The organism is Pseudoduganella sp. jia 9, assembly GCF_055502615.1.
The window spans coordinates 232,444-258,816 of the sequence record NZ_JBUPWE010000008.1 but is presented as its reverse complement, the minus strand read 5'-3'; the positions used below and the strand labels follow the sequence as shown (position 1 = coordinate 258,816).

16 protein-coding genes are annotated in these 26,373 nt (G+C 65.3%); 7 read left to right on the top strand and 9 right to left on the bottom strand.

Annotated elements, in window-relative coordinates:
• Nucleotides 1–31 precede the first annotated feature (31 nt).
• The 3 genes from ACY34H_RS12235 to ACY34H_RS12225 all read left to right on the top strand — a co-directional run bounded on the left by ACY34H_RS12235 (nt 32) and on the right by ACY34H_RS12225 (nt 3,255).
• Entirely contained in the window at nt 32–832 is an 801-nt protein-coding gene (locus ACY34H_RS12235; protein WP_464977766.1) for an HDOD domain-containing protein, read from the top strand.
• A gap of 285 nt (nt 833–1,117) precedes the next feature.
• Nucleotides 1,118–1,744, top strand: a complete 627-nt coding sequence (locus ACY34H_RS12230) for a LysE family translocator (RefSeq protein WP_464977765.1) — start codon at nt 1,118–1,120, stop codon at nt 1,742–1,744.
• 62 nt (nt 1,745–1,806) lie between these two features.
• Nucleotides 1,807–3,255, top strand: coding sequence for a pyridoxal phosphate-dependent decarboxylase family protein (locus ACY34H_RS12225; protein WP_464977764.1), 1,449 nt, complete (start codon nt 1,807–1,809; stop codon nt 3,253–3,255).
• Nucleotides 3,256–3,327: 72 nt separating this feature from the next.
• Here ACY34H_RS12225 and ACY34H_RS12220 read toward each other — a convergent pair whose 3' ends face one another.
• The gene (locus tag ACY34H_RS12220; RefSeq protein ID WP_464977763.1) at nt 3,328–5,436 is read right to left on the bottom strand and encodes an ATP-grasp domain-containing protein; all 2,109 of its coding nucleotides are present in this window, start codon (nt 5,434–5,436) and stop codon (nt 3,328–3,330) included.
• A 111-nt stretch (nt 5,437–5,547) separates the two neighbouring features.
• On the opposite strand from ACY34H_RS12220, the gene ACY34H_RS12215 reads away from it, so the two are divergent.
• Nucleotides 5,548–7,308 carry a pectinesterase family protein gene (locus tag ACY34H_RS12215; RefSeq protein WP_464977762.1) on the top strand — a complete coding sequence of 587 codons (1,761 nt, stop codon included), beginning with the start codon at nt 5,548–5,550 and terminating at the stop codon, nt 7,306–7,308.
• Between the two features lie 46 nt (nt 7,309–7,354).
• Here ACY34H_RS12215 and ACY34H_RS12210 read toward each other — a convergent pair whose 3' ends face one another.
• The 4 genes from ACY34H_RS12210 to ACY34H_RS12195 all read right to left on the bottom strand — a co-directional run bounded on the left by ACY34H_RS12210 (nt 7,355) and on the right by ACY34H_RS12195 (nt 14,132).
• Nucleotides 7,355–9,007, bottom strand: a complete 1,653-nt coding sequence (locus tag ACY34H_RS12210; RefSeq protein WP_464977761.1) for a GH35 family beta-galactosidase — start codon at nt 9,005–9,007, stop codon at nt 7,355–7,357.
• A 7-nt stretch (nt 9,008–9,014) separates the two neighbouring features.
• Complete coding sequence (locus ACY34H_RS12205) at nt 9,015–12,095, bottom strand: TonB-dependent receptor (RefSeq protein ID WP_464977760.1); 3,081 nt, start codon at nt 12,093–12,095, stop codon at nt 9,015–9,017.
• Nucleotides 12,096–12,533: 438 nt separating this feature from the next.
• Complete coding sequence (locus ACY34H_RS12200) at nt 12,534–12,920, bottom strand: cupin domain-containing protein (protein WP_464977759.1); 387 nt, start codon at nt 12,918–12,920, stop codon at nt 12,534–12,536.
• A 111-nt stretch (nt 12,921–13,031) separates the two neighbouring features.
• Nucleotides 13,032–14,132 (bottom strand): branched-chain amino acid aminotransferase, encoded by a 1,101-nt coding sequence (locus ACY34H_RS12195; protein WP_464977758.1) that lies wholly within the window; start codon nt 14,130–14,132, stop codon nt 13,032–13,034.
• Nucleotides 14,133–14,356: 224 nt separating this feature from the next.
• Between ACY34H_RS12195 and ACY34H_RS12190 the strand changes: the two genes are divergently transcribed.
• Together ACY34H_RS12190 and ACY34H_RS12185 are read left to right on the top strand one after the other, a co-directional pair.
• The gene (locus tag ACY34H_RS12190) at nt 14,357–16,417 is read left to right on the top strand and encodes a phospholipase D-like domain-containing protein (protein ID WP_464977757.1); all 2,061 of its coding nucleotides are present in this window, start codon (nt 14,357–14,359) and stop codon (nt 16,415–16,417) included.
• Between the two features lie 81 nt (nt 16,418–16,498).
• Nucleotides 16,499–18,049 carry an SEL1-like repeat protein gene (locus tag ACY34H_RS12185; RefSeq protein WP_464977756.1) on the top strand — a complete coding sequence of 517 codons (1,551 nt, stop codon included), beginning with the start codon at nt 16,499–16,501 and terminating at the stop codon, nt 18,047–18,049.
• A 226-nt stretch (nt 18,050–18,275) separates the two neighbouring features.
• On the opposite strand, the gene ACY34H_RS12180 is transcribed toward ACY34H_RS12185, so the two are convergent.
• The 4 genes from ACY34H_RS12180 to ACY34H_RS12165 are packed head-to-tail and all read right to left on the bottom strand — an operon-like array spanning nt 18,276 to nt 25,010.
• Nucleotides 18,276–19,550 (bottom strand): DUF2264 domain-containing protein, encoded by a 1,275-nt coding sequence (locus ACY34H_RS12180; RefSeq protein ID WP_464977755.1) that lies wholly within the window; start codon nt 19,548–19,550, stop codon nt 18,276–18,278.
• On the bottom strand, nt 19,550–20,722 hold the full coding sequence (locus ACY34H_RS12175; RefSeq protein ID WP_464977754.1) for a glycoside hydrolase family 88/105 protein: 1,173 nt from the start codon (nt 20,720–20,722) through the stop codon (nt 19,550–19,552). The genes ACY34H_RS12180 and ACY34H_RS12175 overlap by 1 nt, the downstream gene beginning before the upstream one ends.
• On the bottom strand, nt 20,719–22,083 hold the full coding sequence (locus tag ACY34H_RS12170; protein WP_464977753.1) for a BNR repeat-containing protein: 1,365 nt from the start codon (nt 22,081–22,083) through the stop codon (nt 20,719–20,721). The genes ACY34H_RS12175 and ACY34H_RS12170 overlap by 4 nt, the downstream gene beginning before the upstream one ends.
• Nucleotides 22,083–25,010, bottom strand: coding sequence for a TonB-dependent receptor (locus ACY34H_RS12165; protein ID WP_464977752.1), 2,928 nt, complete (start codon nt 25,008–25,010; stop codon nt 22,083–22,085). The genes ACY34H_RS12170 and ACY34H_RS12165 overlap by 1 nt, the downstream gene beginning before the upstream one ends.
• A 191-nt stretch (nt 25,011–25,201) precedes the next feature.
• Between ACY34H_RS12165 and ACY34H_RS12160 the strand changes: the two genes are divergently transcribed.
• Complete coding sequence (locus tag ACY34H_RS12160; RefSeq protein ID WP_464977751.1) at nt 25,202–26,290, top strand: LacI family DNA-binding transcriptional regulator; 1,089 nt, start codon at nt 25,202–25,204, stop codon at nt 26,288–26,290.
• The last annotated feature ends 83 nt before the right edge of the window (nt 26,291–26,373 follow it).

Here is a 26,373-nt window from a genome sequence, read left to right as displayed (position 1 = left end):
AGTGCCGCACCGAACAACCGAGAGACACCCCATGCCTACGCTGACCCAGTTCTTTGCCGACGTTAAACTGCCCGTGATCCCCGAAGTGGCGCACGCCCTGATCGCCACCCTCGACGACGAGGACGCTTCGTCGAAAAGCGTTGCCGCCATCATTGCCCGCGATCCCGCCCTGACGGCCAAGCTGATGCGTCTTGCAAACAGCGCCCGCTTCGGCTTTTCCCGCGGTGTCGGTTCGCTGGACGATGCGGTGGCACTGGCCGGCATGTCGCACATCCGTACGCTGGCACTGGCCACCTGCTTCTCCGAATCGTTCCCGCAACTGCCGGGCCTGGACTCCGGCGAATTCTGGAAGAGCAGCATGGCCTGCGCCGGCTACTCGAAATGGCTGGCGACCGGCCTGGGCATCGACGGCGGCGAGGCCTGGCTGGCCGGCATGATGCTGCGGCTGGGCGAACTGCTGATCTACCAGGTCGCCCCGGCCCAGTTTGCCGAGATCGAAGAACAGCCGCACCTGCCGGGTGGCCGCTGGGAACGCGAACAGCGCCTGCTGGGCTTTTCCGAAGGCCAGATCACGGCCGAACTGGGCCGCCGCTGGAACTTCCCCGCCAAGATCGTGCGCGCCCTGGAAAGCTCGTCCGACCCGATGGCCGCCCACCCGTTCTGCCAGCTGGCCGGCGTGATCCACCTGGCCAGCCTGCTGGCAGACACGCCCAGCGACGACCCGGAAACCATCGGCACGCTGCCGGCCGACGTGGTCGACGCGCTGCAACTGCGGCGCGAGTGGATGATGGCGAAGTTCCCGTCGCACGAGTCGTTCTCGGCCGCGCCTTGAGGAGCTGGCCGCTTGCGGCGCTGATGAAAGTCTGCGGCGGTGAAGCACAGGGGTCTGTCCCCGCCAGTCGCTGATGCCTGCCCTGGTCGCAGGCGCTGATCCAGGGGACCGACCCCGGTGTTTGCATGCGCTGCCTTGGCGCTTCCAGAACCGGGGTCAGTCCCCTTGGTCCATGCTTGCGACTAGGCTTCCGGCCAGCAACTGGCGGGGACAGACCCCAGTGCTCATCCGCCAACCGCGACATCGTACGTATCGTATACTCGCCCCTTTCCCCCGCGAGTCCCCATGCTGACCCCCGACCAGTTCTTCCCCTTTCTCCTGGCCGCCATCGTGCTGACGGCATCGCCCGGCCCCGACAACCTGATGGTGCTCGGCATGGGCATGGCCAAGGGCCGCAGGCAGGGCATCGCGTTCGGGCTGGGCTGCGCGTTCGGCTGCCTCAGCCATACCGCGCTCGCGGTGGTGGGCGTCAGCGCGCTGATCGCCGCGTCGCCGGCGGCGTTCACGGTGCTGAAGGTGGCGGGCGGCCTGTACCTCATCAAGCTGGGCTGGGGCGCCTGGCGCCATGCGGGCGCCGTGAATGTCGCCGCCGTCGGCATACCGGCCGAGTCCCCTGCCCGGCTGTTCTGGAAAGGCTGCCTGGCCAGCGCGATCAATCCGAAAGTGATCCTGTTCTTCCTGTCGTTCCTGCCGCAGTTCGTGGTCGCCTCGCGTGGCGACGCGGCCTGGCAGCTGGCCGCGCTGGGCGTCACGTTCGCGCTGCAGGCGGCCGTGCTGTTCGGGCTCATCGGCTACTTCGCCGGCGCCGTGGGCCAATGGCTGGGGCGCAAGCCGCGCGCCGGCGTGGTGCTCGACCGCGTGGCCGGCACCGTGTTCATCGCGCTGGGGCTGAAGCTGATCGTTTCGCGGTGATGCCTGCGCCCGCCGGGCGCGCCGGTGCAGTATAGTGCGGCCATTTGCATCAAGGATCCGCCATGGCCGAGCACAAGACTTCCCTCGATCCCGACGACTGGACGGCGCTGCGCGCGCAGGGCCACCGCATGCTGGACGACATGTTCGACTACCTCGAACACCTGCGCGACCGCCCCGTGTGGCAGCCGGCGCCGGACGCGGCGCGCGCGACATTCCAGGCGGCGCTGCCGCGCGCCGGCAGCGATATCGCCGACCTGCACCGTGTCTTCATGCAGGACGTGCTGCCGTACGCGGTGGGCAATGCGCACCCCGGCTTCTTCGGCTGGGTGCATGGCGGCGGCACGCCGGTGGGCATGCTGGCCGAGATGCTGGCGGCCGGCCTGAACGCGAACGTCGGCGGCCGCGACCAGGTTCCCGTCGAGGTCGAGCGCCAGGTCACGCGCTGGATGGCCGAACTGTTCGGCTTCCCGGAGGGCGCCGGCGGCATCTTCGTCACCGGCACGTCGATGGCCAACATGATCGCGGTGCTGGTGGCGCGCCGCCGCCTGCTCGGGCTCGAGGTGCGCGATGCGGGCCTTGCCGCGCTGGGACAAGGCCTGGTCGCCTACACGTCCGCCGCGGCGCACGACTGCATCGCCCAGGCGATGGACCTGACCGGCATCGGCCGCGCTGCGCTGCGCCTGGTCGCGCTCGACGACGATTACCGGATGAACACCGCGGCACTCGAAGAAGCGATCGCCGCCGACCTGCAGGCCGGGCTGCGGCCCTTCTTCGTGGCCGCCACCGCCGGCACCGTGGACACCGGCGCCATCGATCCGCTGGCGCGCGTGGCGGCGATCGCGCAGGCCAACGGGCTGTGGTTCCACGTCGACGGCGCATTCGGCGCGATGGCGATGCTGGCGCCGCAGCTGGCGCCACTGCTGGACGGGATCGAACACGCCGATTCCATCGCCTTCGATTTCCACAAGTGGGCCCAGGTACCGTACGACGCCGGCTTCGTGCTGGTGCGCGATGGCGAGCTGCATCGCCAGACCTTCGCCGCCGCGCCGCGCTACCTGAAGCGCGAACCGCGCGGCATGGCCGGCGGCTCGCCGTGGCCCTGCGATTTCGGCCCCGACCTTTCGCGTTCGTTCCGCGCGCTGAAGACGTGGTTCACGCTGCAGGCCTACGGGGCCGACCGCATGGGGGCGGCCATCGCCGGCACTTGCGCCCTGGCGCGCTACCTGGCCGATGAAGTGGGCAGGCGCGCGTCGTTCGAGCTGCTGGCGCCGGTCGCGCTGAACATCGTGTGCTTCCGTTACAGGGTGAGCGGCGCGGATGCCGACGACTTCAACACCGCGCTGGTGGCGGACCTGCAGGAATCGGGCATCGCCGCGCCGTCGCTGACGACGCTGCGCGGCAAGGTGGCGATCCGGGTGGCGATCGTCAACCACCGCAGCGAACGGCGCGATATCGATGCGCTGCTGAAGGGGCTGGAAGCGCTGGCGGCGCGAAGGCTGCAGGGCGGTTGACCGGAAACCGGCGTCCGCCCACTGCGACGGACCGGCCGGAAAGGCGGTGTCCTTGCACCAGAGGTTGCGCGGCTAGCGCCGGGCGCGTGCATTCTCCAGCATCTGCCGGAACGCCGTGAAGATCTTGCGCATGGCCGGCTTCTTGTACGGGTAGGTGGCTTCGTCGTCCATCGCGTGCACGATCATCGCGTTGTCGACTTCGAACACGAGCAGCTTGCCGTCCGGCGTCTCGGCGCAATCCATGCCCACGTACCGCAGGCCGATGCGCCGGTCGATCTCGGCCAGCGCCTCGCGGTGGCGCACCGCGAACGTGGTGTCGAAATCTTCCATCGCCTGCGCCTCCAGCGCGCGCTTGGCGGCGCTCTCGCCCATGCCGGCGTTCAGGTAATGCACCATCCAGTGCTCCGAGCTGGCGAAGTGCGCCAGGTAAGGCACACCGTCGACCAGCACCACCCGGTACTTGCCGAACAGCCCATTGGCGCCGCGGTAGTCGACGAAGCGCGACAGGTAGAAAAAGTCGGCCGGCACCCGTTCCAGGTAGGCTGCCAGGTCGGCCGGCGTATCGATCCTGTCCAGGTCGTGGCCCGCGTGCGATCCCAGCGGGCGCACGATGAGGGGGAACACGCCGTCCGGCAGCACATCGCGCAGCGTGTGCGGCGCGGCCGCCAGCGCGGCGAGCTGCGCGCGCGCCAGCCGCACCGTCTGCGGCATTTCCACGCCGTCGATGCCGCACAGCGCATTGCAGGCGCCGTCGCGCGACAGCACGGCGATCCGCTCCGGCCCGTTGATGACCGGCCGCGGCCAGCCGGCGATCCATTCGGACAGCCGCGCCAGCAGCGGCTGGTTGGCATCGTTCTCGCCCATGCAGACCATCATCACGTCGTGCTCGGGCACCACGTCCGGCCAGGGCGCATCGGCCGTCACGAACAGCATTTCCAGCGTCACGTCCGAGTCTTCCAGCAGGAATTCGATCGGCGTGTTCGCCATCAGGTCGCCCAGGCCCATGACGGCCAGCAGGCGCAGCATCTCGCCCTGCCGCGCCGGCAGCGTGTAGTGCGGACGGATGCGTACCGCCTCGGCCTGCACGTCCATCGCCACGTCGCGGTCGCCCGTCAGCTGCAGCGTGATGGCGAAATCGAGATAGGCGTTGGCATCCAGCTGGTCGGCTTCGGCGCGCGCCAGCAGAACCTGCGCCACCGGCGCCATGTCCACCTTGTTGAAGGCGCGGCGCATCAGCGGCGCAGTGCCCACCAGCGGCGCGAACGGCAGCGCGGCGGCTGCCACCTGCGGATCGGCTTCGCGCGCCACGTCCGGCACGAAGCGCTTCAGCAGCGCCAGCTTGCTGGCCAGGCGCGGCGCATCCCAGCGCGGCGCATAGTCGACCGGCACGGCGCCGTCGAAGGCCCGCACGCTGTACGGGCGCTCCGACAGCACCATGTGGGCATACAGCGCGAACGCTTCGGCAAAGTCGTCGAGCGGACTTTGCGCGCCCCGCGGCGTCAGCCAGGCGGTCCCTTCGACAGCCCGGTACGCGGCGGCGGCATCGGCACCGGCGCCGGCCACCGCGTCGTCGAGCGGCGCCACGCGGCCGGCGTCGTCTACCTGCCAGGACAGGGGCAGGAACGCGTATTCACCATGCGCACCCTGCGCACCCTGCGCGCCATCGCTCCACCAGTCGGGAATGAAGCGGCGGCCGGCAGCCAGGGCCTTGCCGGCTTCGTGCAGAAACAGCAGGCGCAGCGCATTGGCGCGGGTGTCGGCGGCACCTTCCTCGACGCGCACCTCGACCAGCGAGGGCGACGACGGGAACGCGGCGCTGGCGCGTGCGCTGGCCCAGCTGTTCGCGGTGACGCTGGCCAGTTCGCCCGCGTCCAGCAAGGTGGCGATGCCGAGGAACTCCCCTTCCGGCGTCACCACCAGATCCGTCAGCGCTTCGCTCCCGAGCCCTTCCACGGCATAGGCGCCCAGCCAGCTGGTGTGCAGCCGCGCCAGCACGGCGGGCGGCAGGCTGGCCAATGCCTCTGCAATATCCGCATCGAAATCCGGCACGGTGCCGGCCGCGAGTCCGGCATGCGCTGCGCGCAGTGCCGCCAGCAGGTGGTCCGGCGCGGGGCCGTGGCGCCGCTCCGCCGGTTGTTGGATGGCGTCGTTCCAGAAGGCGATTTCCGGGCTGATGATCATGGCTGCGCTGACGGTGGTGGTGGAAAGTCCAGTATACGACGGATGATCGGAAGCTTGAGCGCAACTGGCCCGCGGCCCGCTCTACAATGGAAAAAACCACCGAGGAGACTTATGAAACCTGCCGCCGCAGTCCGCTCTTTCAGCCGCTCTTTCACCCTTCCGCTCGCCATCGCCATTGCCTGTGCTGCCGTGGCGAACGGCGCCATCGCCGTCGAACTGCTGCCGCGCGCCGGCGCGACCGGCGTCAGCCCGGATACGCCGCTACGCCTCGTGTTCGCCGCGCCGCCCGTGCCCGGCACGCGCGGACAGGTCCGCATCTACGATGCCGCCAACGACCGGCTGGTCGATACGCTGGACCTGTCGATCCCGGCCGGGCCAACGACGCGGCGCACGGCACCGCGCGCGCCCTACCTTGCCCATGCCTACCCGTACGGCGGAACGCGCCGCACCAATGCCGATACCAGGCCGGGAACGCCGACGTCCGGCGTCGATCCCGCGCCGGTGGCCGCGCCAGGCGACTACCAGCTGACGATCATCGGCGGCTTCACCGAAGGCTTCCACTTCCATCCGGTGATCGTGCGCGGCAACACGGCACTGGTCACGCCGCATCACAACCTGCTCGGCTACGGCAGGACATACTACGTGCAGGTCGATCCGGGCGTGCTGGCGGGAGACGGCTTCCAGGGCATCGCGGGCAAGGAGTGGCGCTTCACGACCAAGCCCCGCGCACCGGCCGTCGATGCGCCACTGGTCACGGTCAGCGCGGCGGGCGACGGCGATTTCTCGACCGTGCAGGGCGCGCTGGATCACGTGCCGGACCGCCCCAATCGCCGCACCACGATCTTCGTGAAGAACGGCGACTACGAGGAAATCGTCTATTTCCGCAACAAGCGAAACCTGGCCATCGTCGGCGAGGACCGCGACAAGGTGCGCATCCACTACGCCAACAACGAGGTATTCAATCCGCACCCGCTCAATGTGGCGACCAACGAACTGCCAGGCACGTTCCCGTCGCGCCGCGCCGCCTTCATGGCGGACAACGTGGAAGACATCGCCCTCGTCAACCTGACCATCGAGACCACGGCGAAAGGCCAGGCCGAGGGCCTGCTGCTGAACGGCGCGCGCAATATCGTCACGCACGTGACGGTGCGCGGTTCGGGCGACGCCCTGCAAACCAATGGCAGCGCATACTACAGCGACTTCAGCCTGGTCGGCGACGGCGACACCATCCTCGGGCGCGGCCCGGCATTCTTCCGCGCCTGCGACATCGGCTCGAAAGGGGCGTTCATGTGGATCAGGAATAGCGCGGCAAACCACGGCAACGTGTTCGTCGGCTGCCGCTTCACGGCAATCGGCGGACCAACCGAGATCGCGCGGCTGCCGGACAACAAGGGCAGGAATTATCCGCACGCCGAGGCGGTGCTGATCGATTCGACGCTGGACGGCATCAGCCCGGCCGGCTGGGCGGACGTGGGCGACGGCGCCACGCATGCGAAATTCTGGGAGTTCAACTCGCGCGGAATCGACGGCAAGCCGGTCGATGTCAGCGCCCGGCACCCGCGCTCGCGGCAGCTCGACGCCACGCGCGATGCCGCCACGATCGCCCGCTACCGTGACCCGGCCTGGGTGCTGGGCGGCTGGCAGCCGGCCCTTGCGCCGATCATCCTGGCGCAGCCCGCGCCCGGCCAGGACCGGACGCTGACCGTGCGGGCAGCCGGCGTGCCGGAACCTTCGTACAAATGGTATCGGGATGGCAAGCCGGTTGCCGGCAGTGGTGCCACGCTGCAGGCGCCGCAGCCGGGACGCTATGCGGTCGAGGTGTCGAACGACAGCGGGAAGGTGATGAGCAAGACGGTCGCCGTCGGCATCTGATGCATGGTGCCGGGCCGCCGCGGCGGTCCGGCACCATGCGGTACTTCTACCGATACCGGTACAGCTTCACTTTCTGGATCGTGAAGCCATCCCCGGCCGGCAGCCGAATGTGCCGCCCCTGGTGCGTCTCGTCGCCGTTCAGCCAGCGCCCTTCCTGCCAGCGGCCGTCGACGAAACGCCCTTCCGTCACCTTCTCGAAACCCACGCCGGTCTGAGGACCGGCCGGATCCTTGAACACCACCGTGATGCCCTTGCCGGCCACGATGAATTCGTCGTCGCCGGTCTGGATCACGAGCCCGCCGCGCTCCTCGAACTCCGCGGTCTCGGTCTTGCCCCACTGGTTCGCGAAGCTGACGTCGAGGGTATAGCCGCCGAGCCGGGTCTGGACATTGGCCGTGCTGACCACGCCGTCGTACGACACGTCGGCCTTGAAGCCGCGCATGCGGTCGCGTCCCTGCGCCGCCAGGATCAGCGGCGCCAGCTGCCTCAGCACCGCATACGCGCCGGGCAGGTTGTCGACCTTGGGATCGGCAATGGCATCGATCGCGAACGGCGAATAGCCGATCGCATCGAGCTCGCCGATCATGTAGAGCGCATAGGCGCCCTGCTCCGGCCGGCCAGCGCGGTTGGCTTCGGGGATGAACAGCGGATTGTCCGGCCGCTTGAACTGCTTCGCCCAGTGGATGAAGTTGGGCATGTAGGTATCGATGGCGAGAATGTCGATCGCCGGGCCGGCTGCCTTCCACACATCGAACAGGTGCGGCAGCGGCCCGGCGCTGGGGTACTCGCCGGGCTTGCGGCCGGGCCGGTTCAGCGCCACGTTGACGAACATCGGCAACGCATATTCGGCCTTGCCGGCGGCGGCCAGGCCGTTCGCGAACACGGCGTAGTGCCAGGCCTGGAACACTTCCTGGGCCTCGACCGAATCGCCGAATACCTCGGTCCAGCTGCCCGAGGAACGGCTGCCGTGCGCTTCCCACAGGCTGCGCACGTAGGGATGCAGCGTGGTGCGCTGCGCATCCAGGTAGGACAGCAGCGCGGCCGGCACCGGCTGCGCCAGCGCCGCATCGGCCAGCGGCCCGAAGTCGCGCACGTCCGGCAGCATGCCGATCTCGTTTTCCACCTGCACCATCAGCACGGTGCGCTGCGGGTCGGCCTGCTTCAGGTGCTTCATCAATGCTGCGAAGGCCTTGCGGTCGGCATCGAGCGTATTGCCGGAAAACGGCGTCAGGATCTCCTGCGGTTCGCCGGCGCGGTTGCGCGTGCGCGGGAACCGCTGGTGGTCTTTCTTCACCCAGGCCGGCACATAGGTCGACATCGAATTCTTCCACGCACCGAACCACAGCAGCACCAGCCGCGTATCGTTCGCGCGGGCCTGCTTCAGCATGCCGTCGAGGACCGTGAAATCGAATGTGCCTTCCACCTGCTCGACCTGGTCCCACTCGACGGGCGCGAGCAGCGTGTTCAGGCCCGTGGCCTTCAGGCGCGGCCACAGCTTCTCGAGGTAAGGCAGGCTGGAAGCGGAGGAATTGTACAGTTCGCCGCCGAGCACGAGATACGGCTTGCCGTCGACGATCAGTTGGGAAGTGGTGCCCTGCTTCTGCAGGGTGGGGATGGGACGGTCGGCGGCGGTGGCGCCCACCCCGGAGAGGGTGAGCGCCACCGCCATCACGACGGTCCTCAGCAGAGGAACCGTCATGCGCGCATCAGAACTTCATGCGCAGGCCGAGGGCGAAGGTGCGGCCCGGCTCGTACTGCGACATCGTGGCGTTCCCGTACTGGAAGTAGCCGCTGCGCTTGGCCTTGTTCAGGTTGACGATGTCGAACGTCAGCATCGGCAGGCCTTCGCGGTCGAAGATCTGGTCCAGCTCGAAGCTCGACGAGAAATCCAGCTGCTTGTAGTCGCGGCCGAACAGCGCCGCCTTCGTGATGCCGCTCTGGTTGGCGTTGGCCACCTGGCTGCCCTGCGAGTACGTGTGCATGAAGCGCAGCATGTAGCCGTAGTTCTCGTAGTAGACGCCGAAGTTGTTGGTCTTCTTCGGCACGCCCAGCGCGATGAAGCCGGAAGAACCTTCGCCGCTGGCCTTCTGGTTGATCAGCGTGAGCGTTTCGTTGATGCCGAAACCGCGCCACGGCAGGATCTTGTCGAGCGGCTGCACCCAGCCGATTTCCAGACCGCGGATACGCAGGATGCCATCGGCGTTGCGCGGACGGGTCATCACCACGGTCGCGTTGTTCGGACCGCCGCGTGAATCGATCGCCAGTTGCTGCGTCGGGATCAGCGTGTTGTAGTTGATACCGTACTGGGCCAGGTTGGAGAACGGCATCGTGATGTTCTCGTTCACCGTGAAGCCGTTCAGCCGCTTCTGGAACGCGGTCACCGACAGGTAGCCTTCGCGGCCCGTGTACCAGTCCACGCCCAGGTCGATGTTATCCGACAGGTACGGGTTCAGGCCCGGATTGCCGATCGTGCCCACGTCCGCCGAGACGCCGGAGAAGTTGATGCCCGGGCGCAGGTCGTTCGGGTTCACGCGGGTCATGCTGCGCGAAGCGGCGGCGCGGAAGACCACGTCCTTGGTCAGGTCCAGCGCAATGGTGCCGGATGGCAGCGTGTTGCTGTACTCGGTGTTCTGGTACACCCACTGGCTGATGTTCGGGTACTTGCTGCCGTTCAGCGTCAGGTTGGCATTGCGCGGATCGGCCGTCGAGTTCAGCGAGCCCACCTGCTGCTCGGTGCGCACGTAGCGCACGCCGGCATTCCAGCGCAGGTTGAAGCCGGCCGGCTGCAGTTCGCCGTTCGCTTCCACGTAGATCGCCTTCGACTTCTCGCGGATGTAGCCGGCGCTGGCGCCGGTCGACGAGGCGCCCGAATCCGGTGCCGTGCTGTTGAAGTAGTCGTAGTTCGAATCGTTGCGGAAGCGGTCCCAGTCCAGCGCCAGGCGGCCGTACGGGCCAGGCACCAGGTAGTTCTGCAGCGCGGCGTTCGGGATCAGCGAACCGCCATAGGTCAGTGCGGCGTTCTGGCCGGCGGTGTAGCCGGTGCCGTAGCCCGGATACAGGGCGGCGGCCGAAGCACCCGGCGTGTTGGCGCCATCGCACGGCGGCGCGCCGTTCGGGCCCTGCAGGAATACGCTCGGGTTGTTGCCGCAGACGGCAGCCTGCCATGCGGCCGAGTTGTCCTGCGCGCGGATGGTGCGGTTGATGTCGTCCCAGGCGAAGCCGGTGCGGATCGTCAGCTTCTTGTCGCCCCACGCCATGTTGGTGTGGAAGCCCTTGGTTTCCGTTTCGCGCAGTTCGTTCTGGATGTTGACGCGGCCGCCCACCCACTGGTAGCTGGCCGGGTTGTTCAGGTCCAGGTTCGACACGATCGACGGCACACCGCCATTGTTTTCATACGTGATCGTGTTGCCGCTGTTCGGGGCCGTGATCGGCATGATCGTCGGCGCTTCGTGCGTGAAGCGGCTGCGGTTCCAGTTGCCGGACGCATCGAACGTCAGCTTCGGCGTGATCTTCCATTCCACGCCCGGGTTGATGCCCAGCAGGTCGACCTTGTCGCGGCGCGGGCCGAACTCGATGAAGTTCAGCGCGTTGGCGAAGGTGCCCTTGGTGACCACGCAGCCGTCGGCGCAGTCGCTGCGATCGACTTCCATGTTCAGCGGGATCGAGCCATTGTTCCGCACTGCCCACGTGTAGGCATTGCGCTGCATGTCATCGTCCTTCTTGCTGTACATCGTGTCCAGGTAGAAGTGCAGGTCTTCGGTCGGACGGTATTCGCCGGCCAGCACGACGGAGATCTTGTCGCGGTTACCGTAGTACTCCATCGTGCGGCCCAGGCGCGGCACGATCGCGTTGTCGATCTGGTCGATCGACAGGCCGGGATTGTTCGCCAGCAGGAATGCCTGGTTGATCGCGGTGCCCGGCACCAGGCCGTTGCCGGCATTGGCCGGCACGACGGCAGGAATGGTCCAGTTGCCGCCGCCGGTGGCGTTGCGGCCCGGCGAATTGCTTTGCGCCGCGGTCAGGTTCGGGTTGGTCCAGCCGACGGTCTCGAAGCCGGTGGTGCGGTTTTCCTGGCGCGAGAACGAGATGCCGCCCAGCAGGCCGAACTTGCCGCCCCACGTGTTCGATGCGATCACATTGCCGCGGAAGCCGGCCTTGTCGGCGATCTGCTGCTTGGTGCCGGTGATGCCCATCGACAGCTGCCTGCCTTCCTTGTCGAAGGGCCGCGCGCTGCGCAGGTTGACGACGCCGGCGGCGCCGCCTTCGATCTGGCCTGCGGTCGGGCTCTTGCTGACGGTGAGCTTGGTGAACAGGTCGGTCGGCAGCAGGTCCAGGTCGACTTCGCGGTTCGTGTTGGCGCCGTCGATCGGGCCGGACGAGGCCACCGCGATCGGCGAATTGTTCAGCAGGATCTTCGTGAACGAAGAACCCAGGCCGCGGATCTGGATCGTCATGCCCTCGCCGGTCACGTCGCGCGCCACTTGCACGCCAGGGACGCGGCTCAGCGATTCGGCCAGGTTCTTGTCCGGGAATTTACCCAGGTCTTCGGCATTGATCGAATCCTGGAAGCCCACGGATTCCTTCTTGTCACGCGCGGAGGAAAGCAGGCTGTTGCGGTAGCCCGTGACTTGCACGGTCTGCATCGGCGCTTCGGCGGCCGTGGCGGTATTCGGGGTGGTGGTAGCGGTGTTAGCGGTGGTGTCCTGGGCGTAAGCCTGGGCGATCATGCTTGCCATCACGGTCAAGCCGAGCGCGACGCGCCGGCCGGCGGTCGTTCGATGATTCATGGTCTGTCTCCTGTTTTTATCAGCACTGCCGTGCTATCTGTTGCCTTTTGGTAGCACAGCGGAATCGAGTTTAGGAGTCGCACGAAACAAAGTCAACATTTTTTAACATCGTTTGTTAAGCGCTACCATTTGCGCAACACCTTGTCTCTTCGAAGCACTTTCCCCTATGACAGCAGGCAATCGAACTGGTCAGACCAGTGTGATATGCGCAACCATTTGGTAGCGCATATCAATTGCAAACCTGCCATCTTCGGTTACCTGACACCAAAACTGGGGACGTACCCCTGTTTCCAGGAAAGAGCGCGCATGCCGCAGAACGGAAAATCAGGGACGGACCCTGTTTTTGAGGAAACGGCGCAGGCGAGCGCGCAAAAAAAAAGCGATACCTCGACGGTATCGCTTTTCATTTGCGCGGCGCCTTGCGCCGCGCTGCCGGCATCAATGGTGGCCGTGCGCTGCCTCGTAGGCATCCGCCTCGGCCTTGTCCTTGTGGATCGTGCCGTCCGGGTGCTCGGGCGGCGTGTACAGCGTGTACAGCTTGAGCGGCTCGCTGCCGGTGTTGATCACGTTGTGGTGCGTGCCGGCCGGGATCACGACGCCGACGCCGTCTTCCAGCGCATGTTCCTCGCCGTCGAGGATCGCCTTGCCCTGCCCCGCTTCGACGCGGATGAACTGGTCGGTGTCGTCATGCTTCTCGGCGCCGATCTCTTCGCCGGCCTGCAGGGTCATCACGACCAGCTGGCTTTGCGGCGTGGTGAACAGCACTTCGCGGAAATTGTCGTTCGACAGGGTCTTTTCTTCGAGGTTGATACTGAATCCGGCCATGTTTGCTCCTTCTGGGTTACCGATATTGTTCAGAAAGTTGCCTGGAAAATGGGGTCTGCCGGAGCGCCGGACCGCCCCATTTTCCAGGCAACGAAGTGCGTCACTTGCACCTCAGGCCAGCGCGACCTTGTGCAGCCAGCCGTGCGTATCGGCCGCCGTGCCGCGCTGGATGCCCAGCAGCGCATCGCGCAGGGCCAGCGCGACCGGGCCGTTTTCATTGTTGTTGACGGTCACCTCGAAGCCGCGGCCCTTGATCAGGCCCACCGGCGTGATGACGGCGGCGGTGCCGCAGGCGAACACTTCGGAGATTTCGCCGGAGGCGATGGCCTCGCGCACTTCCGTCAGCGACAGGCGGCGTTCCTCGGCTTGATAGCCTTCGTCGGCGGCCAGTTGCAGCAGGGTCGAGCGCGTGATGCCCGGCAGCAGCGTGCCGGTCAGTTGCGGCGTGACGATGACCGGCTTGCCCTCTTTCCGGTAGACGAAGAACAGGTTCATGCCGCCCATTTCCTCGATGTACTCGCGCTCGATGGCGTCCAGCCAGATCACCTGGTCGCAACCATGCTGCGTCGCCTCGGCCTGCGCCAGCAGGCTGGCCGCATAGTTGCCGGCGCACTTGGCTTCACCGGTGCCGCCCGGCGCGGCGCGCACGTATTCCTTGCTGGCCCACACGCTGACCGGCTTCAGGCCCTGCGGGAAGTACTCGCCGGCCGGCGAGGCGATCAGCAGGAACAGGTATTCGTTGGATGGCCGCACGCCCAGGAACGGGTCGGTGGCGATCATGAACGGACGCAGATACAGGCTCTCGCCGGAACCGCCCGGCACCCACGCCTGGTCGATCTTCACCAGCGCATCGGCGGCGCCGATGAACAGCTCCTTCGGGATCGACGGCATCGCCAGGCGGTGCGCGCTGCGGTTGAAGCGCTCGGCGTTCTGCTCCGGGCGGAACAGGCTGATCGCGCCGTCCGGCTGGCGGTAAGCCTTGAAGCCCTCGAAGATCGCCTGGCCATAGTGCAGCACGGAGGCCGACGGATCGAGCGACAGCGGGCCATAGGCCTTCACTTCCGGATCGTGCCAGGTGCCGTTGCTGTACTTGACGACGGCCATGTGGTCGGTGAACACGCGGCCGAACTGGATGGCCTGCAGCTTTTGTGCACGGTCCGCGGCGGTGGCCGGGGCGGTCGAGGGGGTGATGTTGAACGTGGTGTTGGACATGTCGAAACTGCGGAGAAACGGAGTTGATCGTCGGGGGAGTTTAACACGCGGCATCAGTTTGGCACCGAGGGGGAGCGATACACGGCCTGTGCGCAGCGAGGCAGTGCTGGAAGTTCAAGGCCGACGACCCGGCATCCTAATTGTTGACCCTACGCAACATCAACAGTTCACCAATCCATATATTTCTCATTGGAACTTTTCGATGGGTGAATGGAGAGATATTCATGACAGGGGCAATCAATCGCACTGAAACAACCTATGTGGACGCACGCACTGGCACAGCCCGTTGCACAGTCCAGTGGCTTCTGGAAAACCGCAACCTGAAGGGGAAAACGACACACCCGATCACGCATAACAACAAGCTGACGATGTTCATCTGCGGGAAGGAAGGATTTCAGGACATCGCAAAGGAAATACGCAACGCGACGTGCAGCATCGATATCTGTTGCTGGGGATTCGATCCCGGGATGGAACTCGAACGCACGCGCAACGGTACCTGGCCTCGCGGTGATACCTATGGGGACCTGTTGATCGCCGCCGGAAAGCGCGGCGTGCGAGTCCGATTGCTGGTGTGGTACGACTGGACTGCGGCAAAGGCGGGCATGGCCCGCAACATGCCGGGCATGACGCATGACACGCACGTATGGCGAATGGATGGCGGATCGAAAACGAACGCCGGAACACTCAGTGCCGCCAACAGCATCGGGCTGCTGCGCTGTCATCACGGGGAGGCAAGGTCCGGCAAATCCGATCCGATCAGGAATCAGCGTGGCATCTTCCGGTTCACGGAAGAGACCATTCCCCTGCTGGCGCGGAAGGAATACTGCTTCAGCTGGTATCGGGCCGCCCGTGGAGGCTTGCTCAAGAATATCGAAGTACGGCTGCACAATGGTGATGGGGACAGTATCGAGCGGCAGCTGTCGACCGAAACCACGCAGCCGGGAATTCTGGAGAGAACGTGCATGGAGTCTTTCGGCACGCATCATCAAAAACCTCTGCTGATCGATTTCGACTATGCAGACGGTGCGAAGGCCGTAGGTTATGTGATGGGGTTGAATTCTGTTACGGAATACTGGGACACGACAGCGCATCAACTGGAAGATCCTCGTTGCGAAGAAGCAGGTCCAGCTGAAGCAGCGAAGGCAAGCGTTGAAGAACGCGGCTTCAAGACATTGAAACCATTTCGCGACTACGCCTGCCGCATCGATCGAGGCGGTGCGTTGGTCCCCTTGTATAACAACTTCATCTGCGCGTGGAACAGGGCCAGATCGAATGCCCCAAGTGGCGGATCGGCGGTGGACTTCAACGCCGCCACAGCGAACGCGGGAATTCCGGCGGCATTGCTGCGCAAACCCTGCCCGGACGACAGCACCGTCCAGATCGTTCGCACGCAACCTGCGGAGAATGACCTGACGATACGCGACCTATATTTCAAGGCTGCGGACAATGCCAGTCTCGCTTTCCGTTACCTCTACGTGGAGAACCAGTATTTCCAGTATGAGGACTGGACAAAGCGGCTTGTGCAAAAACGCCGCCAGGTGATGAAACTGTGGAACAAGGCCAGTACCGGAGCTGGCAAGCACCCGGCTCAGATGCCTGTCCTGCATGTATTCGTCGTGATCCCCGTACCGGAACGAAAGGAGATGATTCCCCGCACCTACGATGCGTTGGCACACCTTGGTGAGCAAGGTGCGATGAAGGGCCAGCAGGCGATGATCGACAAGGAAAACCGGCGCATGGCCGCCACAAAACCCACATCGCCACATTCTCTGGATGGCACGTTCGGACGGCCACAGGAAAACCATCGTCCATTGCCGGAGGTGGTGCAGCATGCCAACAGCATCGACAAGCCTGATCCGAAAAGGCTGGAGCGTGAAAGCGGCATCAAGGTCTGCACGGCGATGCTGAATGCATGCGGTTCGGATGGCACGCAGTGGCGATACCGCGAAATTTATATTCACTCGAAACTGCTGCTCGTAGACGATGTGTTTTGTACGTTAGGCAGCGCCAATCTCAATCAGCGCAGCATGACGGCGGACAGCGAGTTGAACCTCGCCACGATCGATCCGAAGTTGACGATGGATCTGCGGCGGAGGATATGGAAGCAGCTCAGTGGGGGCGCGTTCGATGGTGGCGACGGAAGCAAAGCCGAGATTGAAAAGGCATTCAGCCAGTGCCAGGCTCTTATGCGCACCAATGAGCTTCAAAAAAAGATTGGAGGGAAGCTGACAGGCTTTCTGTTACCCCTGGCCGATGAACGCAGTTCAACGATTCGCCTGGGCTAAGCCATGCTGCTCCGCCATCACTTGCTCAGGAAACTGGTCGTCGTTGTGACAGTCCTTCCCGCCCTATTCTTTGGATATAAGATGATTGATCTAAGCGAATATACATTGCCGCGCGAGCAGGAATTGCCTCTGTTCGATCCTCATATGAAAGCGTTCAACTGCACACATGAAACAAGGCATATTCCTCCCATCGATGCGGAAGCAGAAGCGTGGTTTCAGGAAGCACGCGCACTCGAAGACCCTGAGATCTACGTCGACGATCGCGACTACAAGAGGATAGTGGAATTGACCCGGCAGGCAGCGGAAAGACGCCACTGGAAAGCCATGCTGAACCTGGCCAGCCTGTATCTCGAAGGACGCGACCCCAGGCATGGTACGGATGATGCACTGCTTCTGGTCGAGCAAGCGATGCGCCTGGGAGTACCTGCCGCATATGACCGTATGGGCACTTATTACAGCAACGGCACTGGCGTGCCGGCCGACGTGGAGAGAGCCCATGCGTTCTGGCTGCGGGCCGCGGAAATGGGGAATCCCCAGTCAATGACATTCCTGGCCAATAAGATGAATGCAACCTGGGACAGCCCCAAGGATGGATTCTGGGCAAACATGTCAGTTGCGACAAAGATGTTCGAATGCGCACTGGCACAAGGCTTCGGCGATGCGGCATATCCGCTACATTTCCGCTATCTGCACCCGCAAGGCTCACATGCCGAAATTATTGCCGCGGATCCCAGAGAAACACGGTTGCGCGCGCTTCGGACGCTGCATCTGGGTGTAAAACTGGGCTGCGCCATGTGCGCAACTCATCTGTACATCGATTTCGATCACCCCTTCAAGCTGTCGGAAATGGTCGCACCGTTCGTCGACAAGGCCCGCGGTGAACGCTACCGTGTTCTGGCCGACTACCTGGATTTCAACCCCGACATCCGCTACCCCAACCTCGACCGTGTACTTCCCCTGCCCCCGGCAGACATCCCCACCTGGAATGGGGACACCTATACCCTGATCGAAGCGGCAATGGGGGCCTGCTTTCCACCACTCCCCGGCACGACCGCCTCCCCTGCGCAAAAGGCCGCCTGCAAGACGCTCGATCCCGTATTCCACCTGCGCCGCGGTATCGAACAAACGCAGGAAAAGACGGCGCCGTTCGCCGGCTACTGGCAACCGCAAGCGCCCGGCGCTCCAGATGTCGTCCAGAAGGCCGTGGCAGCCATGCCGCCTGCCCTGTATGCGCGAGGAGAACGCTTCATCCTGCCCCGCGTATTCGGACCTATCAGCAAGCCGGTCGGCTCATGGCTGGTGTGGCAGCATTGGCTCACCGTCGATGCCGACGATGGCGATGTACGCCCGAAAGCTGCGCGCGGGCTGGCACGAAACGTGGAACATCCGGAACGACTTCGCTCCTGTGGCAGCGACGTTCCATGCCCCGCAACGGGCATCTGGCAACCCTGGATCGATCCCGAACATCCTCTGCAAAGGATTGTCAACGTCACGTGGCGGCAAGCCTGGCTGAGGGAGGGCCAGTCGTTCCCGCAACCGCAGCGCGACTGGCTCCTCGACCTGCCGGACGAACTGGTTACCTGGCACTTGCTGGATACCGGTGTCGATATAGACGCGGACCGGGGCGGGTGACACGTCGTCAGCGACAAACAGGCTTACGCGCCCTTGGCTCTTCCGTCCACAAGCAAGGGCGCAGGATAGAAACTGCGAAATCGGGACGGACCGTATCGCCGGACCGCCTGCTTTTCAGAACACATTTCCTGAAAAACAGGGTCCGTCCCCATTTTTTACGATGTGGACGCGGGGATTTCCAGCCTGCTGCGTTGACTGTAATGTGGAGCCCGCCGTCCCCAACAACCTAATAGTTGACCGGATAATCCTTTGCGAACTTCGCGCCCGAATATGCCCTCTTCTGCGTCCAGTCCTGCGCCGGCGACGTCCAGTAGCTGTCCGTGGCGGGCAGGCCGAGCGACAGGAAGCCGGCGGAGGCGATGTACATGCTGCCGTTGTTCGAGTACCAGTCGCCCAGTTCCGGCTGGTGCCCCATGAAGCCGATCGTCAGGTAGCCGTCGCTGGTGAAGTTCGATGGCGTGGTCCAGATCGCGCGGTGGGCGGCGTCCAGCGCGGCGCGTACCTGGCCCTCGGGCAGCGACTTCGGCAGCTTCTTGCGCCAGGCCAGCAGCGCCAGCGGCTGGAACACGGCGGTGCGGTAGGTCAGCGAGCGGCCGACCGGCGGCCAGGTGCCCTGCGGCGAGATGAAACGTTCCAGGTGCTCGCCGTAGCGCTGCATGCGCTGGTAAGCCTGCGCCAGCAGCTCGTCCGGCTTGCCGTTCCAGAACGGGCCCTTGTGCTTCGCCAGCACTTCCAGGATCTCCACCAGCATCGGGTACATCACATAGGAGCTGTAATAGTCGAAGTGGAACGCTTCGCCATCCTTGATCCAGCCGTCGCCGATGTACCACTCGTTGATCTTGCGGATCGCCACGTTCATCCGCATCGGATCGTGCTCTTCGCCGATCGACAGCAGGAACGCCTCGTTCATCGCGGCAAACAGCAGCCAGTTGATGTACGGCGGCTCGATGCGGCGCAGGCTCTTGATCTCGGCGACGATGCGGCGCTTCGTCGTCGCATCGAGCGGCTCCCACAGCGCCTTCGGCGCGCGCATCAGCGCATTGGTGAAGTACGCCGAATCGACCAGCGTCTGCCCCGGCCCCTTCCACAGCAGGTAGTCGGGGCTCTTCGGATCGACCGAATGGACGTAGCTCTGCACCGCCAGCTCGCGCAGCCGCTTCCGCGACTTGCCTTCCGGCGTGGCGTCGTCCGGCAGTTCCAGCCACGGCGCCACGCCGGCGATCAGCCGCCCGAAGCATTCCAGGTACGTGACGCCCTTGTCGCGGCCATCCCACGTGGGACTGACCTCCAGCTGGAAGGTCTTTTTCAGCTGGCCCTTCGCCATGTTGGCCAGCACCGGCTCGGCCATCCGCTGCATCAGGCCGAGCTGGAAGGCGCGCGCATCGGCCGGCGACGACGACACCGATCCAGGCTGTCCGGCAGCCAGCGCATCGCCACCGCCGGCCAGCAGCGCAGCCCCCGGCGCGGCGGCCAGGCCGCGCATGAAGTTACGACGTTCCATCAATTCCCCCCTTTATCGATCAAGCGCACCATTTCCGCCCCGGCCAGCAGGAAGGCCCCCACGCCGAAATGCGCGGTCGAGTTCCTGTCCACCACCTGTCCCGGGATCGCCCGGTCGCCGATCGGCTGCACGTAGCCCAGGCGGCCGTCTTCCTGCACCGCGGTCTTCGTCAGGAAGTCCCAGCCCTTCCGTGCGGTCGGCAGGTATTCGCCCTTGTCCAGCAGGCCGTTATTGATGCCCCACAGGTAGCCATAGGTGAAGAACGCGGTGCCGCTGGTTTCCGGCCCCGGCGCGTGGGCCGGGTCGAGCAGGCTGCGCGTCCAGTACCCGTCGGCCTGCTGCGCCTTCTTCAGCGATGCCGCCATGTCGCGGAACATCTGTTCATACTCGGCGCGGTGCGGATCGTCCTTCGGCAGGTCGTCCAGCACGCGCGGCAATGCCGCGAACACCCAGCCCACGCCGCGCGACCAGAAGTCCTTCACGCCATTGACGCTCTTGTGCTTCGGGTAGACGTAGCGCTCATCGCGGAAGAACAGCTTGGCGTCCTCGTCGTACATGATCTTGCGCGCGTGCGCAAAGTACTCGTGCATCTTGGCGAGGTACTGCTTGTTGCCGGTGATCGAATACAGGCGCGACATCACCGGCATGCCCATGTACAGGCCATCCGACCACCACCAGTAATCGTTGTTCGGGGTGCTCATCTGGTATTCCATCACCTCGCGGGCGCGGGCGATCTTCACCGGATCGGGCTGCAGCTTGTACAGGTCGGCATAGACCTGGAAGCAGGTCTGCCAGTCGCCGAACAGCACGTGCTCGTCGGTCTCGCCGTACGTGTATTTCCATTTCGACCTGTCGGTGGATTTGGCGCCCATCCACTTGTTGTGCTCCGCCCAGTCCTGCGTGTAGCGCAGGTAGGCCGCGTTCTTCGTGATCTTGTACGCTTCCAGGTTGCCGGTGTGGTAGGCGGCGACGTTCCAGAACGGCCATTCCTTCGACGGCGTGGTCTTCTGCCAGTAGCCGTTCACCTTGTCCATCGCGGCCACCACCTCCGCCCTGCCCTGCGGCCCCCCACTGTCGCGTGCCGCCTGCTGCGCCGCACAGCCGGCCAGCACGAATGCCGCGACCAGCAGCATTCCCTTGGCCGCGTATTGCCTGTTCACCTGTTGCTTCATCGATTCCACTCCTTCGGTTTGAACGCCAGCACGCGCACCATCGATGGCGCTCCGCGTGCCAGTCCTTCGCCATCCGCCTGCCGCACGTCCTGCACGAACAGGTTCAATTCGCCCGTGCGCCGCCAGCGCTCCGGGTCCAGGTTCGGTTCCCACGCGCCCACCGGCGCCTCCGCGAGATCGCGCACCGTCCAGCTGCCGCGCGCGATATCGACCAGCGCCGCGGACACCTTGCTGCCGCGCTCCTCGTCCCTGAACAGCAGCAGGGCATTGGCGCCCGCCTGGTCCACGACGAGTTGCGGCCGCGACACCGGAATCGCCTTCGTGCCCATGCCGGACAGCGAGAACGGCGTGCGCCGGAATGGCAGGTCCAGCGTGCGCCAGCCGCCCTCGCCCAGGTGCACGATGCGGTACTGCGGCACCGTTTCGCCCGCCTTGCGCCAGTACGTGGCGATGTAAGGCCGGCCGGCGCCGTCCGCGGTCATCGACGTCTGGTTGATCAGCTCACTTTTCTGCGGCACGCGCGCCGCCACTTCGGCGCTGGCCTCGGTGACCGGCAGCGCCAGCCTGCGGCCGCGGCTGTCCTCCCACGTGATGCCGCCGTCGCGCGAGCGCGCATAGGCGATGTCGTGGTTGCTGGCGACATCCGGCGACTCGCGCCAGGTCCACGACAGGTGCAGCGTGCCCTGCCCGTCCACGGCAGCCTGCCAGTAGGCGTTGCGTTTTCCCTCGCCGGAAATCAGGTTGTCGTGCAGCCGCGCCCACCGCTTCGCCTCCGGATCGTAGCGGTTCACCACCAGGTTGCCCCGGCCCGAACCGCCGTCGCGGTACAGGAACAGCATGCCGCCATCGGCCAGCGGGTGGAACTCGGGATAGGTGACGGAACGCTCGTCGCGGCCCGTCATCGGCTCTTCGGCGCCCAGGGACAATGCATGCGGCGCGGTGCCGCGGGCGTAGCGCAACGGGCCATTGTGATGATCGAAGGCCACGTGCAGCACGCCGGCGGCATCCAGGCCGATGCTGATGCTGTTGTGGGCATCGCGCACATTGCCCTTGTACTGCGTGGGCGACAGCTCCCAGGACGCGGCATCCGGCTTGCGCCGGCCCAGCACCACGCGCCCGTCGGCATCGTAGAACGCGATGAATTGCCATTCGCGGTCGCTGACCAGCGCGTGACGCCGGAAGATGACGGCGTTGACGGAGTTGTCGGCCCAGCCGGGCGCCACGTCGATGAGCTTCACATCGGCCCTGGCGGCCGGCTGGCTGCCGCCGGCGCAGCCAGCCAGCAGGGGAATCAGCAGGGCCGCAGCCAGCGGGAGCGCCAGCCGCGGCGCCGCCGCGCCACCTCGGATCAGTCCCCGCATTACAGCGAACCGCGGATGCCGATCTTGATCGTGCGGCCGTCGTACTTGGCGTAGTCCATCCGGGTCTTCTTGCCGCTGCCGTACACGCCGTTGGCATCCTCGAAGTAGTCGTAGGTCAGCGTGTTGGACAGGTTCAGTGCATCGAGCCGCAGTTCCAGCTTGTCGCTGATCTTGTAGCTGATGTTGCCGTCCAGGTAGCCGCGGGCAGCGCGCCAGCGGATCAGGTCATCGCCGTTGTTGCGCGGGTTGTCGCCATGCAGCGAGCGGCCCTTGTAGTTCCACGACAGGCGCACCGCCAGCGGGCCCCGCTCATAGTAGCCGGTGGTGCTGTAGGCGAACTTCGGCACCGAGTTGACTTCGATCTCGCGGCCCGCGTTGGTGATCCAGCGCTGGCTGTTGAACGGATCGATGTGGGTGAAGCTGGCGAGCGCGCCGAAGCCCTTGAACGGATCGGGCAGGAAGTCGAATGCCTGCTGGTAGGCCAGCTCGTAGCCCTTCAGTACCTGCTTGCCCGCGTTCGAGTACGTGCGCAGCGTCATCGGCAGGTTCGGATCGATGCGGCCGTTGGCATCCTGGAAGATCGGGCCCAGCGCCGTTTCCGGCAGGCCCAGCGAACCGAAGGTCACGTTCTGCGTCGTCGACACCGTGGCATCCGTCAGCACCTTGCGGAAGTAGCCGGCCGACAGCAGGCTGCCCGGCTTGAAGTACCACTCCAGGCTCGTGTCCAGGTTCTTCGACTGCTGCGGCTTCAGGTTCGGATTGCCGGCGGTGGCCGTGTTGTCGAACTGGTTCGGGATGACGGTCTGCGCGGCGATGATGCCCAGCGATGCGCGGGAAATGGTCTTGCCCCACGAAGCACGCCACATCAGGGTATCGGTCACGTCGAAGGCGGCGCTGACGGCCGGCATCACGTTGCTGTACTTGCCCTCTTCCTCGTTCGGCACATAGGCGTTGTTGGCGCCGGCCTGCTTGAAGTTGTCGATGTAGGTCTTGGTTTCGGAGTAGCGCACGCCGGCATTGAAGCGCAGTTCGCGGCCGAATACCTCGCCACGGAAGTCCGACTGCACGAACGCGGAACTGACCTTTTCCTGCGCGGTGAAGCTCTGCGCCGGCGTGAACGTGGAGTTCGGGTTGTATTCGAGCGGATTGAACGTGCCGTACGTGTAGCCGCGGTCGAACGTGCCCCAGGCGCTCGGCCAGCCGCCGCCCATGTCCAGGTTCGAGATCGGCAGGTTCGACGTCATGCCGGCGCGCAGGCCGGCATTGCCCAGCTGGTTCAGCCGCGCGGTGGCCAGCGAAGTGCCGTTGCGCTTGTCGATGCCCTTGGTGGTTTCCACGAACGAGAAGCCGCTCTTCATCTTGCCGGTCCAGCCGCCGGGCAGCTCGTACGAGTACTCCGCCGCCGCGCGGGCCTGGCGGCCCTTGTCGAATTCCTTGGTCCAGCCGGTACCGATCTGGAAGCCCTGGAAGTTGTTCGGGTCGGTGTAGCTGGTCGGCGACGACATCGACGGGTACACGTGGTCGTCGCCATAGTCGATGGTCGAGGTGATGCCGAAGATCTGGCCGGACAGCGTGCTCTGGTACGACAGCGCGCTGCTGTTGTTGGCGCTGGCCTGGGCGGTAAACGTCAGCTTGTCGCTGGCCTTCCAGGTCAGGTTCAGCGCACCGTAGCCGAATTCCGTTTCATCGTTGGCGTAGGTGACGCCGCTGCTGTACGAGGTGTTGCCGAAGGTACCCTCCAGCAGGTTCGATCCCGGATCGATGCTGACATTGAGCGGAATGAAGCCGTTGTTGCCGTTCTGGCCGGCCGGCGCATTGCGGTTGGTGGTGCGGCTGTTGCGCACCAGGATGCCGAAGTACATCTCGTCGCGCTCGTTCTTCAGCTTCGAGTACAGCGTGTCGAAGCTGATGTTCAGGCCACCGTTCTTGTACTGCAGCGACGAGACCAGGCCATCGCGGGTGCGGTCGTTCTGCGAACCGTAGAAGCGATAGATGCGCGGCAGCAGCGCGTTGTCGATCTGGTCGCGCGTATAGCCGCCCAAGTTGGCCAGCGGCGAATCGTAGTCGAGCGCCACGGCGAAATTGCCGCGCAGCGGAGTGCGGCTGCCGTTGGCCGAACTGTTGTAGCCGCCGGTGGCCTCGAAGCCGGAGCGGTTGTTCTTGCTGCCGGAATGGGAGCCGCCGACCAGGAAGCCCCAGTTGCCCCAGGTGTTCGAATACAGCGCGAAGCCGGCCGGGTTGAAGCGCTCGGACATCGTGTTGTAGCCGGCCGTGATGCCGTAGCGCACCTGGCGCTTCGGGTTGTCGAACGGGCGCGGCGTCTGCAGGTCGACGATGCCGCCCAGGCCGCCCTCGGTCAGCTCGGCCAGCGGCGACTTGTAGAAGTCGATGCGGCCGAACAGTTCGGAGGCGAACACGTCGTAGTTGAAGCCGCGCGCGGCGCTGCCGATGGTGCTGGTCGACGTGGTGTTCACCGGCGCGCCGTTCAGCGTGGTGACGGAGTATTCGGTGGGCAGGCCGCGGATCGAGATGCGCTGGCCTTCGCCGGAGCTTTCGTCGCGGTTCAGGATCACGCCCGGCACGCGCTGCAGCGACTCGGCCACGTTCGCCTCGGGGAACTTGCCGATGTCCTCGGCCACGATCGAGTCGCGCACGCCGATCGCCTGCTGCTTCAGGTTCAGCGCCTTCTGCAGGCTGGAACGGAAGCCCGTGACGACGACGGTGCTGACCGCCTCCTGGCCTGGCGCGGGGCCCGCGCCGGTCGTGCCGCCGGTAGTCGATTGGCCCGAGGCGTCAGGCCCAGGTTGCGCGCTGGCCTGCGGTGCGGCCGCGTCCGACGTGGTGGCCGCTTCCTGTGCACTGGCATGGGTGCCGTAGGCCGCGGCGAGCGCCAGCGGCAGCAGGGTGGCGAGAAGCTTCTTGTTCATCTCCGTCTCCGATCTAATATGGTTATCTCGATGCCACGAGTTATGGTCACGTTACCACAAGCTGTTTTCAAAAATTCGCTCATCAAATTGAGCGGTTTGACGGCCCGGCCGTAAGTCATTGACTCCATTGAATAAAGTTCAAACAGGAAAAATGGCCAATGTGGTAACGTGACCACATTCCTGCCGGAACCATGTCTGCTCTGGTACAGTCGGTGCCTCCAGAACAACAGATCGCCAGCGTCCAGCCCATGCGCAAGACCAGCAAGCTCAGTGAAGTGGCAAAAATCGCCGGTGTGTCGCCGATCACCGCGTCGCGGGCGATCCGCGGTGTCGGCTACGTTTCCGAGGCGGCGCGCGCCCGCATCATGGAAGCGGCCGCGCAGCTCAACTACACACCGGACATGCTGGCGCGCCGCATGCGCGGCGACAAGAGCAACCTGATCGGCGTGTTCGTCAACAACTACGGTTCGCTGGTGCTGCACGAGGTCACGCGCGCGATCAGCAACGAGGCCCGGGCACGCGGCTACGACATCCTGCTGTTCAACGCCGAGCGCTTCGACAGCCCGGCCCGCGCCGGCACCGTCGACATGCTGAGCAAGCTGTGCGACGGCCTGCTGCTGGTGATGCCGAACGGCGCGGACGGCTACCTCGACGTACTGGAGCAGCACCGCATGCCGTGCGTGCTGGTGCACTACGACGCGCGGCCGGTGAACCTCCCCGTGATGGCGCTGGAAAACCGCAGCGGCGCGCGGCTGGCGGTGGAGCACCTGCTGGCGCTGGGCCACCGCCGCATCGCCTTCCTGGCCGGCACCTCGCATACGGGCCAGAGCGCCGAGCGGGAAAAAGGCTACAAGGATGCGTTGCGCGCGGCCGGCATCCGCGTCGATCCGGCCCTGGTCGTGGGCGGCGCGTTCAACCAGGCCGGCGGCAACGCGGCCACCCGGCAGCTGCTCGACCTGAAGCGGGCACCGACGGCGATCTTTGCCGCCAACGACGAAATGGCCTATGGCGCGATCGACGCGATCCACAGCCGCGGCCTGAAGGTGCCGGGCGATATTTCCGTGATCGGCTTCGACGACATTCCCCTCTCCTGCCACGTGTTCCCGCCGCTGACGACGATGCGCCAGCCGCTGGCCGACCTGGCGGCGCGCGCGGTGGGCGACGTGGTCACGCTGGCCCAGGGCGGCACCGTGCCTCCCGCGAGGGTGCCGTTCGCGATGGAACTGGTGGTCCGGCAGTCGACCGGACCGGTAGCCGGCGCCGCCGACGGGGCCGCATGATGCGGCAGGCTGCCGGCATCGCCCTGCCCCGCGACTCCGTCGAGGAGGCGGGCGCGGTTGCCGGTGGCATGGCCGGGCCGGAC

Bases quoted from the DNA above. Each gene is read 5' to 3' on its own strand.
- ACY34H_RS12235 (WP_464977766.1), top strand. From the start codon at position 32: ATGCCTACGCTGACCCAGTTCTTTGCCGACGTTAAACTGCCCGTGATC.
- ACY34H_RS12230 (WP_464977765.1), top strand. From the start codon at position 1,118: ATGCTGACCCCCGACCAGTTCTTCCCCTTTCTCCTGGCCGCCATCGTG.
- ACY34H_RS12225 (WP_464977764.1), top strand. From the start codon at position 1,807: ATGGCCGAGCACAAGACTTCCCTCGATCCCGACGACTGGACGGCGCTG.
- ACY34H_RS12220 (WP_464977763.1), bottom strand. From the start codon at position 5,436: ATGATCATCAGCCCGGAAATCGCCTTCTGGAACGACGCCATCCAACAA.
- ACY34H_RS12215 (WP_464977762.1), top strand. From the start codon at position 5,548: ATGAAACCTGCCGCCGCAGTCCGCTCTTTCAGCCGCTCTTTCACCCTT.
- ACY34H_RS12210 (WP_464977761.1), bottom strand. From the start codon at position 9,007: ATGACGGTTCCTCTGCTGAGGACCGTCGTGATGGCGGTGGCGCTCACC.
- ACY34H_RS12205 (WP_464977760.1), bottom strand. From the start codon at position 12,095: ATGAATCATCGAACGACCGCCGGCCGGCGCGTCGCGCTCGGCTTGACC.
- ACY34H_RS12200 (WP_464977759.1), bottom strand. From the start codon at position 12,920: ATGGCCGGATTCAGTATCAACCTCGAAGAAAAGACCCTGTCGAACGAC.
- ACY34H_RS12195 (WP_464977758.1), bottom strand. From the start codon at position 14,132: ATGTCCAACACCACGTTCAACATCACCCCCTCGACCGCCCCGGCCACC.
- ACY34H_RS12190 (WP_464977757.1), top strand. From the start codon at position 14,357: ATGACAGGGGCAATCAATCGCACTGAAACAACCTATGTGGACGCACGC.
- ACY34H_RS12185 (WP_464977756.1), top strand. From the start codon at position 16,499: ATGATTGATCTAAGCGAATATACATTGCCGCGCGAGCAGGAATTGCCT.
- ACY34H_RS12180 (WP_464977755.1), bottom strand. From the start codon at position 19,550: ATGGAACGTCGTAACTTCATGCGCGGCCTGGCCGCCGCGCCGGGGGCT.
- ACY34H_RS12175 (WP_464977754.1), bottom strand. From the start codon at position 20,722: ATGAAGCAACAGGTGAACAGGCAATACGCGGCCAAGGGAATGCTGCTG.
- ACY34H_RS12170 (WP_464977753.1), bottom strand. From the start codon at position 22,083: ATGCGGGGACTGATCCGAGGTGGCGCGGCGGCGCCGCGGCTGGCGCTC.
- ACY34H_RS12165 (WP_464977752.1), bottom strand. From the start codon at position 25,010: ATGAACAAGAAGCTTCTCGCCACCCTGCTGCCGCTGGCGCTCGCCGCG.
- ACY34H_RS12160 (WP_464977751.1), top strand. From the start codon at position 25,202: ATGTCTGCTCTGGTACAGTCGGTGCCTCCAGAACAACAGATCGCCAGC.